15 protein-coding genes are annotated in these 15,682 nt (G+C 36.1%); 3 read left to right on the top strand and 12 right to left on the bottom strand.

Translation table 11 applies throughout. The annotated features are described in order from the left end of the window. Window positions 1-96 precede the first annotated feature (96 nt). From rplW to rpsJ, 4 genes are all read right to left on the bottom strand, one after another. Window positions 97-384: a 50S ribosomal protein L23 gene (gene rplW, locus N2201_01590; GenBank protein MCX7784911.1), complete on the bottom strand. Its 288-nt coding sequence runs from the start codon at window positions 382-384 to the stop codon at window positions 97-99. Between the two features lie 3 nt (window positions 385-387). Further along, window positions 388-1,023, bottom strand: a complete 636-nt coding sequence (gene rplD / locus N2201_01585) for a 50S ribosomal protein L4 (protein ID MCX7784910.1) — start codon at window positions 1,021-1,023, stop codon at window positions 388-390. Between the two features lie 219 nt (window positions 1,024-1,242). Then, window positions 1,243-1,860, bottom strand: a complete 618-nt coding sequence (gene rplC / locus N2201_01580) for a 50S ribosomal protein L3 (protein MCX7784909.1) — start codon at window positions 1,858-1,860, stop codon at window positions 1,243-1,245. Further along, window positions 1,857-2,174: a 30S ribosomal protein S10 gene (gene rpsJ, locus N2201_01575; GenBank protein MCX7784908.1), complete on the bottom strand. Its 318-nt coding sequence runs from the start codon at window positions 2,172-2,174 to the stop codon at window positions 1,857-1,859. The genes rplC and rpsJ overlap by 4 nt, the downstream gene beginning before the upstream one ends. Before the next feature lie 404 nt (window positions 2,175-2,578). Here rpsJ and N2201_01570 point away from each other — a divergent pair, with 404 nt between their 5' ends. After that, the gene (locus N2201_01570; protein MCX7784907.1) at window positions 2,579-3,664 is read left to right on the top strand and encodes a radical SAM protein; all 1,086 of its coding nucleotides are present in this window, start codon (window positions 2,579-2,581) and stop codon (window positions 3,662-3,664) included. A 58-nt stretch (window positions 3,665-3,722) separates the two neighbouring features. On the opposite strand, the gene N2201_01565 is transcribed toward N2201_01570, so the two are convergent. The 5 genes from N2201_01565 to N2201_01545 form a co-directional block, all read right to left on the bottom strand. After that, window positions 3,723-3,926, bottom strand: a complete 204-nt coding sequence (locus N2201_01565) for a cold shock domain-containing protein (protein ID MCX7784906.1) — start codon at window positions 3,924-3,926, stop codon at window positions 3,723-3,725. Window positions 3,927-4,730: 804 nt separating this feature from the next. Beyond that, window positions 4,731-5,060, bottom strand: a complete 330-nt coding sequence (locus tag N2201_01560; protein MCX7784905.1) for a hydrogenase maturation nickel metallochaperone HypA — start codon at window positions 5,058-5,060, stop codon at window positions 4,731-4,733. A gap of 130 nt (window positions 5,061-5,190) precedes the next feature. Beyond that, window positions 5,191-7,905, bottom strand: coding sequence for a DUF2723 domain-containing protein (locus N2201_01555; GenBank protein ID MCX7784904.1), 2,715 nt, complete (start codon window positions 7,903-7,905; stop codon window positions 5,191-5,193). A gap of 60 nt (window positions 7,906-7,965) precedes the next feature. Further along, complete coding sequence (gene cdaA / locus N2201_01550; protein MCX7784903.1) at window positions 7,966-8,730, bottom strand: diadenylate cyclase CdaA; 765 nt, start codon at window positions 8,728-8,730, stop codon at window positions 7,966-7,968. A 77-nt stretch (window positions 8,731-8,807) separates the two neighbouring features. Beyond that, the gene (locus tag N2201_01545) at window positions 8,808-10,253 is read right to left on the bottom strand and encodes a glutamine synthetase beta-grasp domain-containing protein (GenBank protein MCX7784902.1); all 1,446 of its coding nucleotides are present in this window, start codon (window positions 10,251-10,253) and stop codon (window positions 8,808-8,810) included. Window positions 10,254-10,678: 425 nt separating this feature from the next. Between N2201_01545 and aspS the strand changes: the two genes are divergently transcribed. Further along, window positions 10,679-11,974, top strand: a complete 1,296-nt coding sequence (gene aspS / locus N2201_01540) for an aspartate--tRNA(Asn) ligase (GenBank protein MCX7784901.1) — start codon at window positions 10,679-10,681, stop codon at window positions 11,972-11,974. Continuing rightward, on the top strand, window positions 11,974-13,164 hold the full coding sequence (locus tag N2201_01535; GenBank protein ID MCX7784900.1) for a peptidoglycan DD-metalloendopeptidase family protein: 1,191 nt from the start codon (window positions 11,974-11,976) through the stop codon (window positions 13,162-13,164). The genes aspS and N2201_01535 overlap by 1 nt, the downstream gene beginning before the upstream one ends. Window positions 13,165-13,524: 360 nt before the next feature. On the opposite strand, the gene N2201_01530 is transcribed toward N2201_01535, so the two are convergent. Genes N2201_01530 through N2201_01520 form a run of 3 tightly spaced genes read right to left on the bottom strand, consistent with a single transcriptional unit; the run spans window position 13,525 to window position 15,587 of the window. Then, on the bottom strand, window positions 13,525-13,752 hold the full coding sequence (locus tag N2201_01530) for a hypothetical protein (GenBank protein ID MCX7784899.1): 228 nt from the start codon (window positions 13,750-13,752) through the stop codon (window positions 13,525-13,527). Between the two features lie 52 nt (window positions 13,753-13,804). Beyond that, entirely contained in the window at window positions 13,805-14,770 is a 966-nt protein-coding gene (locus tag N2201_01525; GenBank protein MCX7784898.1) for an NAD(P)-dependent oxidoreductase, read from the bottom strand. Between the two features lie 43 nt (window positions 14,771-14,813). After that, window positions 14,814-15,587: a hypothetical protein gene (locus N2201_01520; GenBank protein MCX7784897.1), complete on the bottom strand. Its 774-nt coding sequence runs from the start codon at window positions 15,585-15,587 to the stop codon at window positions 14,814-14,816. Window positions 15,588-15,682: the final 95 nt, after the last annotated feature.

Below are 15,682 nucleotides of genomic sequence, written 5' to 3'. Positions count from 1 at the left end.
AACTATTTCCTTATGTGATTATAATCGTTGCTTAATACCAGATTAATTTCTAATATCTTGATGTGCACATTAATAAATCCTATAATCATATCCATTTTATCGTTCCAAACTTTCAATCTTTTGTCCTGGTTTTAAGGTCACAATGGCTTTTTTCCATTCGGAGCGTCTACCTTGAAAAACACCCATTCGTTTCGGTTTACCATAATAATTCATCACTCGAACCTTTTCGACTTTAACCCGGAATACTTCCTCCACGGCTCTTTTAATATCAATCTTATTATACTTTCGGCCAACTTCAAATACATACTGACTATTGTCTGCCTTCAATCGTTCCGATTTTTCTGTTACAATCGGTCGAATAATTACTTTGGTCGGGTCAATCATAGTTTACGCTTCCTCTTTAACTAAACGCTTCTGTAATGCCAAGAGCCCTTTTTGAGTGAATGCCAGATTATCTGCAACAACACAATCATAAATATTTAAATCCTGAGCTGAAACTAATTCCAGATTCTGAATATTTCTACTTGCCAAAATCATATTTTGTGAAAACGTATCATTAACAAAAATGGTTTTGCCAGAATTTAATCCTAAATTTTTAAGTATTTTTAACATCTCTTTAGTTTTATGACTTTCCAGTTCAAAATCTTCAACAAATTTGATTCCTTGTTGTCTCAGTCTCATCGACAAAGCAACACACATTGCTTTTCTCTTTTTCTTTTTCGGTATTTTATAGGAATAATCTCGTGGTTGCGGACCAAAAACGATACCGCCGCCGACCCAAATGGGTGAACGAATCGAACCAACTCGAGCCCGACCAGTATGTTTTTGCGCCCAGGGTTTTTTACCACCACCCCGAACTTCACCTCGAGTTTTCGTCTTAGCCGTGCCTTGTCTTTGATTAGCCAAATAATTACAGACTGCTTCCCAAATCAATCCATTATTATCTGCTTGGCCAAAAACAAGTTCGGATAACTCAATTTTATCTTTCACTGTGCCGTCAACGGCTAATAAATCAGCATACATTTTACTTCACCTTTTGATTGTGTATGACATTAACACGCTTATTTCACTCATTGTTTTTTTACAATTCCAGGCATATGAGAAAAACTAGAAATTATGCCTTTAATAATAGTTTCTACCATTAAAGATAATATTTCACTCATTGTTTCTTTACAATTACAGGCATATACGAAGAACCAGAAATTGCGCCTTTAATATATACCATTAACACGCTTATTTTACTCATTGTTTCTTTATAATTACAGGCGTATACGAAGAACCAGGAATTGCGCCTTTAATATATAAAAGATTATTCTCGTTATCAATTTTAACAATCTTAAGGTTTTTAATCGTCACTTTTTCCATACCGTAATGACCAGGTAAATTTCGGCCTCGCCAAGGATGTCCTGGAGAACTACCAGAACCGAGCGAGCCGATTCGGCGATGCGACATTGAACCGTGCGAGGCAGGTCCGCCATGCCAACCCCATCGCTTCATCCCACCAGCAAAACCACGACCTTTGGTTAAACCAGTTACAGATACTAAATCACCTTCACTAAAAACATCTACTCGTAATTCTTGACCAACTGCATACTTTTCAATCTCATTATCAGTTAATCGAATCTCTCTCAGAACCTTCATCGGTTCTAAATTACTCTTCTTAAAATGGCCGGTGATTGGTTTATTGGCCTTGGGTTTTGGTTCAAAACCTAATTGTAAGGCATCATAGCCGTCTTTTTCTTTGGTCTTTTTTTGGACTACAAAGCAAGGACCGGCTTTAACAATTGTCACGGGAATCACCTTTCCCGCATCAGAAAACAATTGTGACATCCTAACTTTTCGACCAATTAAACCAATCATGCCGATTTAATCTCCACTTCAACGCCAGCCGGCACTTCTAACTTCATCAAAGCATCGACCATCTCGCGTGTTGCATTTGAGATTTCAATCAGTCGTTTATGCACTCTTAATTCAAACTGTTCTCGCGACTTTTTATCCACATGCGGTGAACGTAATACTGTAAAAAGACTGCGTTCTGTGGGCAAAGGAATTGGTCCTGAGACCAAGGCACCAGTGCGCCGGGCAACATCAACAATATCCTTTGCCGACTGGTCTAAAATCCGATGGTCGTAGGCTTTTAGTTTAATTCTAATCTTTTCTTGTTTCTTTAACATAATTTTAACATATCACCAAAATTGGCAATAATCGATTAGTATACTGAAAATTCAAAATTAGTCAAGTGTTTTTTTGAGGACTTCAAAAGTCTTTTAATATAAATTGCAAAATATCAGTGTTATACTATAAGGATTTCACTAAAGTCTTTATTAATATAGATTGCAAAACATCATTGTTATACTAAGCGCCAACAAGTCTAACCAAGATGAAGCGAATTTTAGCCCAAAAAAGAAAAACTAACAGACGCCGCAGAATTTCACGGCAAAACACAAAAAAAGACTCTTCTATAAATTGTCGTTGGTTGACATTACGGATTTTCGTTCCTTTACAATCGTGACGATTTCTTAAAGTGCTTGGGAGATTACAATTGACAGAACATAGATTTTTGTTTTACCATTTATATATGGCACAATGCCAACTCTGCCAAAAAAACTCGCCGGTTATTTCTCAATATTTAAGTTTTTGTGTTGATTGTATTAGAACGCATTTCCTAAAAATAAAAGATAAGATTGATTTGATTCATCAAAGAAGTCGCATCAAATTCAATTTACCATTAAGACCATCTCGAACCAAAGGAGGCTTAAAATGTGGTCAATGTATTAATCAATGTATTCTCGGTGAGGCTGAAACGGGTTATTGTAATATATATAAGAATATAAGCGGTAATTTAGTTGGTGCATCAAAAGATTTTACTTATCTTCAGTGGTATTATGACCCACTACCGACTAATTGTGTTGCTGAAGGATTTTGCTCGGCTAATATTTCAGATTCTGCCCCATATGCCTATTTACCTAATTCGACATATGGTTATAAAAACTTAGCGGTTTTTTTCTGCTCGTGTAATTTTAACTGTCTCTTCTGCCAAAACTGGCATTATCGAGAAAAACCAACCCGAATGATTAGTTTTCAAGAATTAGTAGATGCGGTAGATAATAAAACCTTTTGCCTCTGTTTTTTTGGTGGTGACCCAGGACCTAATCTACCTTTTGCTATCAAGGTATCTGAACAAATTTTGACGCAAATTCCAAGACCTCTTCCCATTTGTTGGGAAACTAATGGTGCTATGACTGAAACCTTATTAAATCGCATAATTGATTTATCATTAAACAGCGGTGGTTGTATTAAATTTGACCTTAAAGCCTATAATGAAGCATTAAATTATGCTTTATGTGGTGTTTCCAATAAACAAACACTAAAAAATATTAAAAAAGTCGCCAAATATATTTACCGAAGACCCAAACCTCCACTCCTTATTATCTCGACCTTATTAATTCCTGGTTACATTGACCAGATTGAAATTTCCCAGATTGCTCAATTTATTGCTAATATTGACAAAAATATTCCGTGGATACTTTTGGCTTTTTATCCTTGTTTCTATTTTTCTGATATGCCGATAACTACCAAAAGCCAAGCAGAACAGGCATTAAAAATTGCCCAGAGTTGTGGTCTTAAAAATGTTCGGTTAGGAAATATCCATCTTTTGGTGTAAGATGGATAAATATAATTTTGGTGCTGGAGAAATTAATCCCGCACCTTAGATAAAAATCTTACTGTTTGGATACTTTAACCGCTTTTCTACCTTTGGGCGTATTTTCTACTTCGTATTGAACTCTTTCGCCTTCTCGAAGGGTTCTATAACCTTCACCAACGATATCGCTGTAATGCACAAAAATATCGCCACTACCGTCTTCTGCTTCGATAAAGCCAAAGCCTTTTTTTTCATCAAACCACTTTATTTTACCTGTTGCCAAACTACTAATTCCGCCTTTCCTGCTAAAATTATAAATCATTACTGATTTATAGCAATATACTATTATATTTAGGATTTAGCAATTGTCAATAATCACTTAAAGACCGTGCTGGAAAAGTGTCACAGAAAAAAATAAGCAAAATATTTAGCCAGTTCAACCTATTCAATCAAAAAATTGACCTTTTCCGTGTGCTTTTTAATCGGTATTCAAAGATATTGACACTTAGTAAAAGTATAACAATAAAAGAAAGCGATGAAACTGAAAATACCTGGGCTGACTCACATTGACGCATAATAAAAAGCATAACAACAAAAGACCAAAAAACTTTACTGAATGTTATTTTGACATAAGTAATTCGACCTTGTTAAAAACCTTACTGCAATTAAAAAGTTTCTGATGAGAATTTTATAACTACGATAATAAAATTTTTCTGAATAAAGCACCTGCTTTGCGCAATGAGACGCATTTTCATCTCGGTAACCACGACCTATTAGGCAATCGGGAAAATGTGCTTTAAGCCACTTTAATGAACCTACGCATAGCTGCTTTTACTGATGGTTTAAGAAATGCGGTATTAGCCAAGGTGCTAAAAATGGTTTGAGGCGCGCTTTAAGAAAACCTTTTCCATAACCTTCAAAACATACCCCTCAGCGGAGGGAATCATACCATCCAGTTATACCTATTTTTGAATATCACATTTTGTTTCAAAGACTTAAATGAAAAAAATGGTCAATTTTTTATTAAACTATATGTATAACTTTTTAGATGGTAGTAAGATTTATATTGGATTATATTATTTTCTTATTACTCAATATCAATATATTCAATAATCATCTCTTGGCCCGAGACAACTTCTACACCCTTTTGGCAATTGCAGGTAATTTCCAGTCCTAAAAATTCTTTTTTACATTGAGGACACTGAACTTTGACAGGAATCTTTTCAAAATCTAAGATGGCATTTTCTGCAATGGTGCCGATTTTTATCTGGTCAAAATAGAACCTTACACACTCTGGTATTATTGCTGAACCTTCGCCGATTTGGAGTTTGATTTTATTGATTCTTTTAGCCTTATGCTTTTGCGCCGTAGTTAAAACTTGATTTAGGATTGACTGCGTTATCGTGAACTCATGCATTTTGGAAAACTCTGAACTCAAAACTTAACACTAACATAATATGTCACGCTGAGATGGTCAAGAGAATTCCACAGCAAAAATTCTTTACCAAAAACTAATGACTAATGGCTAACGACTTAATGATCTTTGATTACTTTGATTTAGGAAGGGTTGGGGTTTTAGGCATTAAGGACTGTAAGATTTGTTGTGCGGTCGCATCTTTGGGATTACGCGTCAACCAATCTTGTAATACTGCAATTGCTTTTGCCGTATCGCGCAAATTTTCTGTATATAAACTAACTAAACTTTGCACTGGTTCGGGTTGATTGGGTGCTATAGTCCTTGCCTTTTGATAAGACTGCTCGGCTAAAGAATAATTGCCCTGACTCTGATATATCCACCCTCTTCTGAGCATTAAATCTGGGTCTGAAATGCCTTGTCTTTCTACAGAATCTAAAAAGGCAAGCGCATTATTATAATCTTGTTTTAACATCGAAAATACCGAAAGGTTATAATAGATGGGAACTTTTCTTTGCGGTTCAATATCAAATTTTAAGGTCTTGCTCAAGGTAGCAATGGCTAAATCTAAGTTGCCCATTCTTTGATATTCTTGTGCCAATGCCGCATAGTTAGCAATATAGTTTAAGAAGAGACCTTTGGTATTTTCATCTTTTACCACTTTGGGGTCAAGCATACTATTCATTTTGTAAACTTCATTTACCAGATACTCGGTTCGGGCGACATCGATTTGATTGGCCGATTTAACATTGGTAACGCGGTTAACCATACCTTCTAAACGCAGATATGGCTCAACATCTTTGAGATTTTCTGCCCGGTCAACAGTTGTCGCAAAATAAATGGGCATCACGCCTTCTTTATAATTGTCCATCACCTTGGCCATAAATTTTTCGGCTGACGAAGCATAATCCTCAGGCCATTTGAGTTTAATGCCGGCATTAGTCGCAATAATATCTCGAAGCATGATATCTTTCAAAAGAAAAGTTCTTCTACCTTCACCCATAAAGCCTTGAGGCAATCGGTCAATTTCCTCTAAAGAGAACGAAATCGGCGCACCCCATTTTTTAAGTTGTTTGACATACCAGTTAGTATTTAATAGCGAAAGATTGGCAACTGCGACATTTTTACCAAATTTCGGGTCATAATTAGCAATGCGGTTCGGCACTTCTTGCACAAACCAAAGAGGAAAGGTATCGTTATCACCATTCGTAAAGAGAATACTCTTCTCTCCCTGACACGAGATTAACATATTATAGCCGTATTCTGCTGGAATCCAATTTCCCCGACGCGTAACCGTACCATAATTAAAGAACATTGGAATAAACATAAAGACAACGCATAATCCCGCAACCGCTTTAGTATAAATCCTATGGAATTTTAATTTGGGAATTAAATAATTAAGCAAGGCATTAAATCCCAGTCCAATAAAAATGGTAAAGAAGACAAATGAGAAAGCAAAAAAGTAATCACGCTCTCGGACTTCACGATATTTTAGATGTTCTCTTGGGTCTGATGGCGAATATTTCAGATTAAGATAAGTAATCAAGCCTAAAGATGCTACTAAAAAGCATAAAAAGATCAACCACCAGGACTTGCGGTCTTTTCGAAAATGGTCCCACATACCGTAAAATCCAAGAATAATAGGAATAATGCCAATTAGTGCCTGCCAGCGAATTCGATAAAAGATGTCAAAATATCTTTCATTGCCCCATTGCCAGAGCAAATACCGCACATAAAATTTTATCTGCTCAAAGTAGGCTCTAACTAAACCATAAGCCGGATAACTATTGGGATAATTTCGATAATCGTTTTCCGTTAAAAACTGAGTTTTGCGCGGATAGAGTTTCATTGGGTCGTATTGTTCCCGTTTCAGCACACTGACAAAATCTTCCCATTTTTGCGGATTGACTTCATTAATTGATGGCTCTTGCTTAGCCCGGACAATAAGATAAAATTGAACCGTGCCGGCAAGAAAGATAAATATTAAACCCCAAAACACATACCGACTGTCAAGTTTTTTGCGAGTGTGAAGATAGTAAAGATAACCGGCATAGACCGCTACAAAGACAATGAACAATAAGAAATTGGTTCGTAATATTTGAATGACCGAGACAGTTGGTGAGGCTAAGAATAATACAAAATAGTCAATTAAGTCTAAACCTGCAATGGCTACTATAATCAAAAAAAGCACGATTAATTCAATAATGTGAAGTTGTAGGACAGATTTGCGGTCAACAATAAATGCAAAGATGATTAATGGAAAAAGTAGCATTAACGGCGTAAAGTGAATACCGGCAGATAAGAATAAAAGATAAATTGCAAATAATACTATTCGGTTATCACCGACACCGGCTTCAACCTTATCCCGCCACAGTAATTCCAAATAAATTACTAATAATGCCGCAACGACACAAGGGGTATATACTTCGGTTTCAACACAATTATCCCAGAAAGAATAAGCAAAGGCTAATCCGATTGCACCGGCAATGCCGGCAATATGGGGTAAATATGGTATCCTCTGACGAAGCATCTGACCCGCTTTCTGTAAAGAAATAAGTTTGAAAATAACAAGATAAACTAAAACACAGGAAATTGCTCCAAAAAGCGCAGTTAAGAAATTCACTCGAAAAGCATATTCCCGAGCAATAGGAATTAATGAGAAAATTCTTCCCAACATTACAAATAACGGTGTGCCCGGTGGATGGGGAACTCCAAGAATATAAGAACAAGCAATAAGTTCGCCACAATCCCAAAATGAAGCTGTCGGTGCAATCGAATAGAGATAAACCCCTAAAACGACTACGAAAATACCGAGACTAACAATTAATTTAACTAATCTTGGTTTCATAAAATAAAATTAACGAACCAAAAATCTGTTTTTACTTTTGTAGTAATTTATCATCATTTACTATTTACTAATTGTTTTTGATAGTTTATCTTGAAGTTGGGTAATTGTCAAGTCAGAATCAATTCTGCCTTTTTCCGCAAACGAAATATTACCGGTTTGGCCTGAAACAATAATTGACACTGCATCTGAGACATTGGTAATCCCAATTCCTGCCCGATGCCGCATTCCCCAAAAAACACCTTTGGAAAAAAGACCAGCACCGGGTTCGCTTAAAGGTAATGTGCAAGATGCCGCAATTATCTGGTCACCAGAAATAATACAAGCGCCATCATGCAATGGTGAAGTTGGATTAAAGATAGAAATAAGGAGGGGAGAAGAAACTCTTGCTTCAATCTTTGTGCCGGTTTCAATAAAATCTTTTAACCCGATTTGGCGTTCAATCACAATTAGCGCACCATACTTCCGTTCTTTTAAAATTGCGCAAGCACTAAGAATTTCTTCTATTATCTCTTTATCTGATACTGGCTTAAGCAAAAACCGAAAAGCCCGGGTCCGACCGAATCGAGCCAGAGCATTTCTAATTTCTGGCTGAAATAAAATAACAAAAATAACCACCCAGACTGTCTTTAATGAATCAACAATTAGGCCCAGCGCCTTAAAATCAAGCCAGCGCACAACCACCGAAAGCACCAGAATAATAATCAATGCATAAAACATTCTTAAAGCCCGTGTGCCTTTAAGAAACCTTAAAAAATAGAAGAAGACAACCGCAACAACAAGAATATCGATGATATCGCGGTAAGCCGGTTTAAGAAAAGATAGCATATAAAGAAAACTCAGAAGAGATTAAAAAATCTTCTTCCTTGAGAACGCTTTTATAAATCAAAATAATGGGAACATTCTTACAAATCAAAATAATAAACGAATTCAATGGGACTGGGTGTCAGGTTAATCTCTTGGGCTTCCTCGGATTTGGTTTCAATCCAAAACTCGATGACTTCTTGAGGAAAGACTTCATCGCGGGTCAAATATGCGGAATCATTTTTTAAGGCATCCACGGCAAATTTTAAAGAACTTGGAATTCTACTAAATTTTAAATTTCCTTTATTTCTCACTCCATCCAGACCGGCTAAAAGCAAAGCAGCTAAGGCTAAATAGGGATTACAAGTAGCATCACTCACCCGATATTCAATGGGAAAATCTTCCGCATAGCCCGGTATTCTTATTGCTGAAGTTCGGTCCGCAAACCCCACGGTTGGCGCACGGGGAGTTTCAAAACCGCCAGTTAATCGTTTATACGAATTAGTTGTGGGATTACAAAAAGCACAAAGTGAAGCCAGATGCGACAAAATGCCCTTAATATAATTCTCGCCCAATTGAGAAAGACTTCCGTTTCTACCTTTGAATAGAGATTTTTCCTCTCGCTCCAGAATATGATGAAAATGCAGTCCTGAACCATGGCGATTTTTAAGTGGTTTCGGCATAAAGGTTGCAAATTTATTCAGTCGATAAAAATAATTTTTTATGATGTATTTAGCAATTACAATGTTGTCCGCTGTTGACAACGGTTCATTATAAATTATTTCAATCTCGGACTGACCAAATTCACCACCTTCATGATGGTGATATTTTACCTTCACGCCACAACCTTCAAGCATTTTGACTAATTGATTACGGTCTTCAGCATAAACATCAGCCGGTGGTGCCTGATGATAAGAACCGGTTATGCCTGAAGTTCGCTCATCACTATAAATTGCCACTGCCTCTTGAAGAACACTAAGATAAGATTTTGATTTCAGGTCAGAAAATTGTTCCTCCCAGATGAACTGTTCACCAATTCGATTTCCACCACTTATTGCCGAAATATGGGTAAAGACATAAAACTCAAGTTCCGGTAAGAATAAAATTCTATCTACTTTCATTTCATTCTTAATTAAATCAACCGCTTTTTGTAAAATCCATCTTGAGTCTTTTTCATATCGTTGGCGCATAGCATAATTAGCAGCTTTTGTCTCGTCTCGGAACTTGTAGGGATAATAGATATTAGCAAAAAATGATAAGGTCTTTGCAGAAAAAAGGGGGTCAACAAAAGACGAAGTTTCGTCTGGCACTAAGATTAAATCACTCCGTTCCGTTCGCTTAAAGCCTCTTAAAGAAGAACTATCAAACCCGACACCTTTTTCTTTAGCAATCCTCAGATAGGATATGGGAAAAGTAAGATGTCTTAATTTTCCTAAAAGGTCAACATATTTAAGGTCAATAAAATCTGCATCTGTTAATGCCTTTAATTTATTAGGATTAGATGAATGGAGACTTCCTCGGTCATCGTATTTAATTGAAGATGTCATAAAAACTATTATCATCAATAAAAATAAAAAGTCAAGAGTTATAGTTAGTTAAGCCTTTGTGGAAGAAAAAGAATTTACCCAAATTCGTGACGCTACCGTGTGAGCATTGGAAAACGGGCGATAGGACACAAAAAATGTTTAATTATATAGTGTTATATTCAAACCTGACCGGGGTAAATAGACTTTTGTTAATCAGAATGAAGTCGGTTTTACGGATGTTTGCGGAAAATAAAAATTTATCTTTTAGAAGTTGCTAATACTTTTTGTTGACATCTTAAAAAATTTAAATAGGATATTAAATAATGATTAAATCTTTTTTCAAAAATAGCAATCGCCCAATTAGGAAACCACAAACCGCTGACTGTGGAGCCCAGATAGTGATTGAAAAGTCAATTAATACTATATAATACTATAATATAAAAATTATGAAGCGAACGCTTGCCAACGAAGTCAAAAATCATATTGGTGAAACCATAATGCTTAAAGGCTGGGTTCATCAAATCCGCGCTTTAGGAAAAATCAATTTTATATTGTTGCGAGACCGAACCGGAATTGTTCAAACGATTGTTTTAGACCCGAAAATCGATATTTCTGATATTGAACGAGAAAGCGTCGTCACTATCTATGGTAAACCCAAAGTTGAAAAACAAGCCCCTGGTGGCTATGAAGTTGAAGTAACCAGCATCGAAGTAATTGAAAAATGTATTGCTCCTTTACCATTTGAGGTCAACCGCGCAACAGAATTAACTAATGTAAAGATAGACACAATTCTTGACCATCGACCTTTTAGTTTAAGAAATCCGGAATTAGGAAGTATCTTTCGCATCCAAGCCGAAATTGTTCGGGCATTTGCTGATTTTCTGCGCAATGATGGATTTCTCCAAATCCATACTTCTAAAATAATTTCTGCGGGCACTGAAGGTGGAACTAATCTTTTTCCGATTCAGTATTTTGAACAAAAGGCATATTTAGCCCAAAGCCCACAATTTTATAAGCAGATGCTGGTCGGCGCTGGCTATGAACGAGTCTTTGAGATCGGTTTTGTCTATCGCGCTGAAGACCATGCGACCTCTCGCCATATTAATGAATATCTTAGTCTCGATTTTGAAATGGGATTTATCGATTCGGAACAAGATGTAATAAATCAAGAAATCAGACTCTTGAAGTATATTTTTGAGTCTTTGCGCAAAAACTGCGCCGAAGAACTAAAATTACACAACGCCGAATTACCCGAAATCAACGACATTCCCCAATTAAGATTATCTGAAGCAATAAAAATTCTTAAAGACAAGTATCATAAGCAGATGGCATCAGAAGGTGATTTAGACCCCGAAGCAGAACGATTGATTTGTGACTACGCGAAAAAAGAATTTAATTCTGATTTTATCTATATCACTCATTATCCCGCTGAAGCCAGGCCATTCTACACAATGCCTGCGGAAAACGGTTTAACTCGAGGGTTTGATTTGCTGTATAAAGGTTTGGAAGTAACGACTGGAAGTCAACGTATCCATAATTATTATATGCTTGTGGAAAATATGAAAAAATTTGGATTAAACCCAGAAAATTTTGAATTTTATCTTGAGATTTTTAAATTCGGTATGCCACCCCATGGTGGACTTGCTATCGGCACTGAACGATTAACTCAACAGATTTTAAATCTTAAAAATATTCGCGAAGCAAGTCTATTTCCCCGCGACCGATACCGGTTAACGCCTTAATGATGTCATTCATTGTTCGTATCACGCGCATTGTTTTTTACCAATCACTTTTAGCCTTATCATTGATAATTGGGAGTTGCAGTCAAAAGCCCACCCATAAGCCAGTAAAGCCTAAAATTGCTATACAAAATTACACAATTAAGTCCGGTGAAGTTCTAAGCACACTCTTAAACCGCGTAGGAATCTTGCCATCAACTAATGAAAAAATAATGAAATCGCTTTCACTGATAAACTTTCCATTCAAAAGCATTAGAACCACAGATACTTTTAAGTTTTTTTATCAGAACGATACTTTAATAAAAATCGAGTATAAGAAAAATTATGCTAACATTTATCTCATCCGCCTACAAAATGACACCCCTTCGGTTGCAATGGCGTATATCAATGTCCAAACCGAACCTAAATTAGTAAAAGGTGCGATATCCTCGTCATTATACGAGTCAATGCTTAACCAAGGAGAAACTGCAGAACTGGTATCTGATTATGCAGATATATTATCCTGGGAAATCGATTTTTTTACAGAAACCCAGACCGGTGATTCTTTCTTTGTATTAGTAGAAAAAAAATATGTTGATTCGTTATGCGTTGCATATGGACAAATAAAAGCAGTAAGGTATAAAGGAAGAATTGGCGATTTCTATGGATTTTATTTTATTGACCCCAAAGGAAATAAAGACTATTATGACAAAGAAGGTAAATCTTTGCGCAAAGCATTCTTAAAATCACCTTTGCGCTATTCTCGCGTCAGTTCTTTTTTTAGTAAAAGAAGATATCATCCGATTTTAAGAATTGTCCGTCCCCATCACGGTGTTGATTATGTTGCGCCCCAAGGAACTCCTGTATCTGCGATTGGCGATGGCACGATTACTTTTGCTGGTTGGAAACAAGGTTATGGTCGATTAATCGAGATTGCTCATGCTCAAAGATTCAAATCACGCTATGGCCATCTAAGTGGTTTTGGTGCCGGCATAAGAACTGGCAAAAAAGTCTACCAAGGGCAAGTTATTGGTTATGTTGGTGCAACCGGGTTAGCCACCGGACCGCATCTTCATTTTGAAATCTTGCGCAATGGACAATGGGTTAATCCATTAAAAATAATTCCGCCTCGAGCCGAACCAGTAAAACCTGAATATTTTTCTTTATATGCCCAACATCGTGATAGCCTAACTCAACTATTAAAACACCAATAAAGTTCATCAAAAAATCATGCCTATTACTAATTTTTAAATATACGCCTAACATCGTGATAGCCTAACTCAACTATTAAAACACCAATAAAGTTCATCAAAAAATCATACCCATTTACTAATTTTTAAATATACGCCTAACATCGTGATAGTCTATCTAAACTATTAAGACACCTATAAAGTTCATCCAAGAAAACAAGAATATTTTTTAATTATTAAATTCTCACCCGAAATTAGGGGCGTATCGTAATAGTTTTGCATTTCGAATAAAAATTCTTTCAATTATATCACATCTAAAAAGGGAAAAAAACACTCTATCTTATTTACTAATAATAGCAGTAGAGAAATAACCTATTGGGATTTTTATTGAGAGCCCGAGAATGAAGATTTTGTATTGTTCTCTAAAATTAATAAACTTTTAGATAAAAGAGCAATTTTTTGCTCTAAGGTCAAATTACGGTTGACAATCAGATAATATTGGTTTTTGACTCGGCATAGACCGCCTTCACTTTTAATCACATCATAAATTAAGCGGACTGATTTTTTTCTTAAAATCTCCTCTAACTTCTGAAGTTGTTCAGTACGATTCATTTTGTTTTAAATAATTTCGACAACAATCACTGTTACACTTTCCAATTTATTCTCAGAGCCAATGATGTTCTTTATACCATTGAATCGTCTCTTTTAATCCTTGCTCTAAACTATATTGTGGCATAAATCCAATCTCAGTCTTTATTTTATCAATATCACAAACCCAACATGGTTGAATAAGTTCTTTAATCTTATCAGAATTTAGCACCGTAGAATTAGGTCTAAAGAAATTAATTATATCGGCATAGAGTTTAAGCATCGCGTTGGGAACTTTTATTTTAATGGCCTTTTTGCCCAGTATCGTTTCTATAACTTTCGCAACATCAATAACATTATAACATTTACCGTCCGAGATATGATATATCGTTCCTGACAAAATCTCTTTTTCTAAACATAACATTGTTGCTGAAACAACATCTTTTACATAACACATCGAAACCAAACCACCGAAAACAGGACAAATGCCCATATTAAGAAACTTAAAAAAAGCAAGCATTTCATGGTCTCGTGGTCCGTATATTGCACAGAGACGAAGAATTACGGAGGGAACTATGTCTTTTATCGCCAACACCTCAGACTCGGCTTGTAACTTCGTCTTTCCATAGATACTGACGGGAGTGCAAGTTTTAGTTTCAGTGATCGGCCAATGAGTTGGCGACGGTCCTACCGCGGAAATGGTCGAGATAAATATAAACCGCTTAAGCGTCTGATTATATTCCAGACAGGCTTTTAATAGATTCTGGGTGCCAATAACATTTGCTGTTGTATAATCTTTTTCTGTAATTCCTTTTGTCGCTCCTGCACAGTGAATAACAAAGTCAATGTCAGTAACTGCTTTGAGTAGGTCTGTATAATTACTAATCGCACCATAAAAAATCTCAATCGGCAGGTCTTTTATCCACTGCAAATTTGCGCTTTTTCTTACCAAAGCTCGCACTTGATATTTTTTCTCTAACAATCCTTCTACAATATGACTGCCAATAAACCCGTTGGCTCCGGTAACTAAAACTTTTGCCATTTACTCAAAATCTTTTTAAGAAATTTAAGAATTCAACCTATCATTAGATTTTTAACATTATGCCAAGGATACCGTAATTAAGCCATGCAAAGTTATAGACTTCCTCGACATCCGCACCACCTTCGATTACCCGATAACCTAATTTTATTCTCAGATTATCCGAGACCTTATATGTGCCACCAATGAAAATATCTTCAGCCCGCCCCTGTGCTACAGCAAGGGCATCGCCATCTAAAAGTAAATTAAATTTCTCTTTAAGCCAATATTGCATTTGGAAATTAATTAGCGGCACAAAGCCAATATTCGTCTTTTTCGACTTAATATTATGACTTGCGAGACTAATCTCAGCATCTCTAATTTTGGCCGTCAAACCCACGCCTAAGATGAAGTTGCTTTTATTAACGAAATTATAACGATAGGTTAGACGATACGAATTGAAACGATAGACCGCATTAAGTGTTATACCAGCAGGGAAAACCGTGTCTTGAAATCTTAGCGGAAAATCAACCGAACCAGTTGCTTTCAGTCGAAGCGGAGCAATCAAGGCTGATACTGTATGCTTAGGGTTAACAACAAAATTGAATCTTGCTCGTATAAAAACCTCTGGGTTAATTTTAAGTTGCTGGGAAAGCGAAAAACGAGTTCCAGTTGACCTGGGAATTTGCACATCATTATATCCACTAAAAACAATACCGGTTTCAATATCTAACTCTTTAGTTCTTGAACTCATATCATTTGCCAACACATAATAAAATCCGAATAACACGATTATGCCCAGCACAAAATATTTATTGATTATTCTATCTATCAAAATCATAATTTACCTCTTTGCAAAATAAAAACCATAGTAACTTAATTTTTTAATATCAGTATAACTGAGTAAAATCAATAGTCAACTATTATTCGCTTTAA

The organism is candidate division WOR-3 bacterium (assembly GCA_026418155.1).
Classification (GTDB): domain Bacteria; phylum Hydrothermota; class Tepidihabitantia; order Tepidihabitantales; family CAIPLT01; genus JAOABV01.
This window is presented reverse-complemented; position numbering and strand designations above follow the sequence as displayed.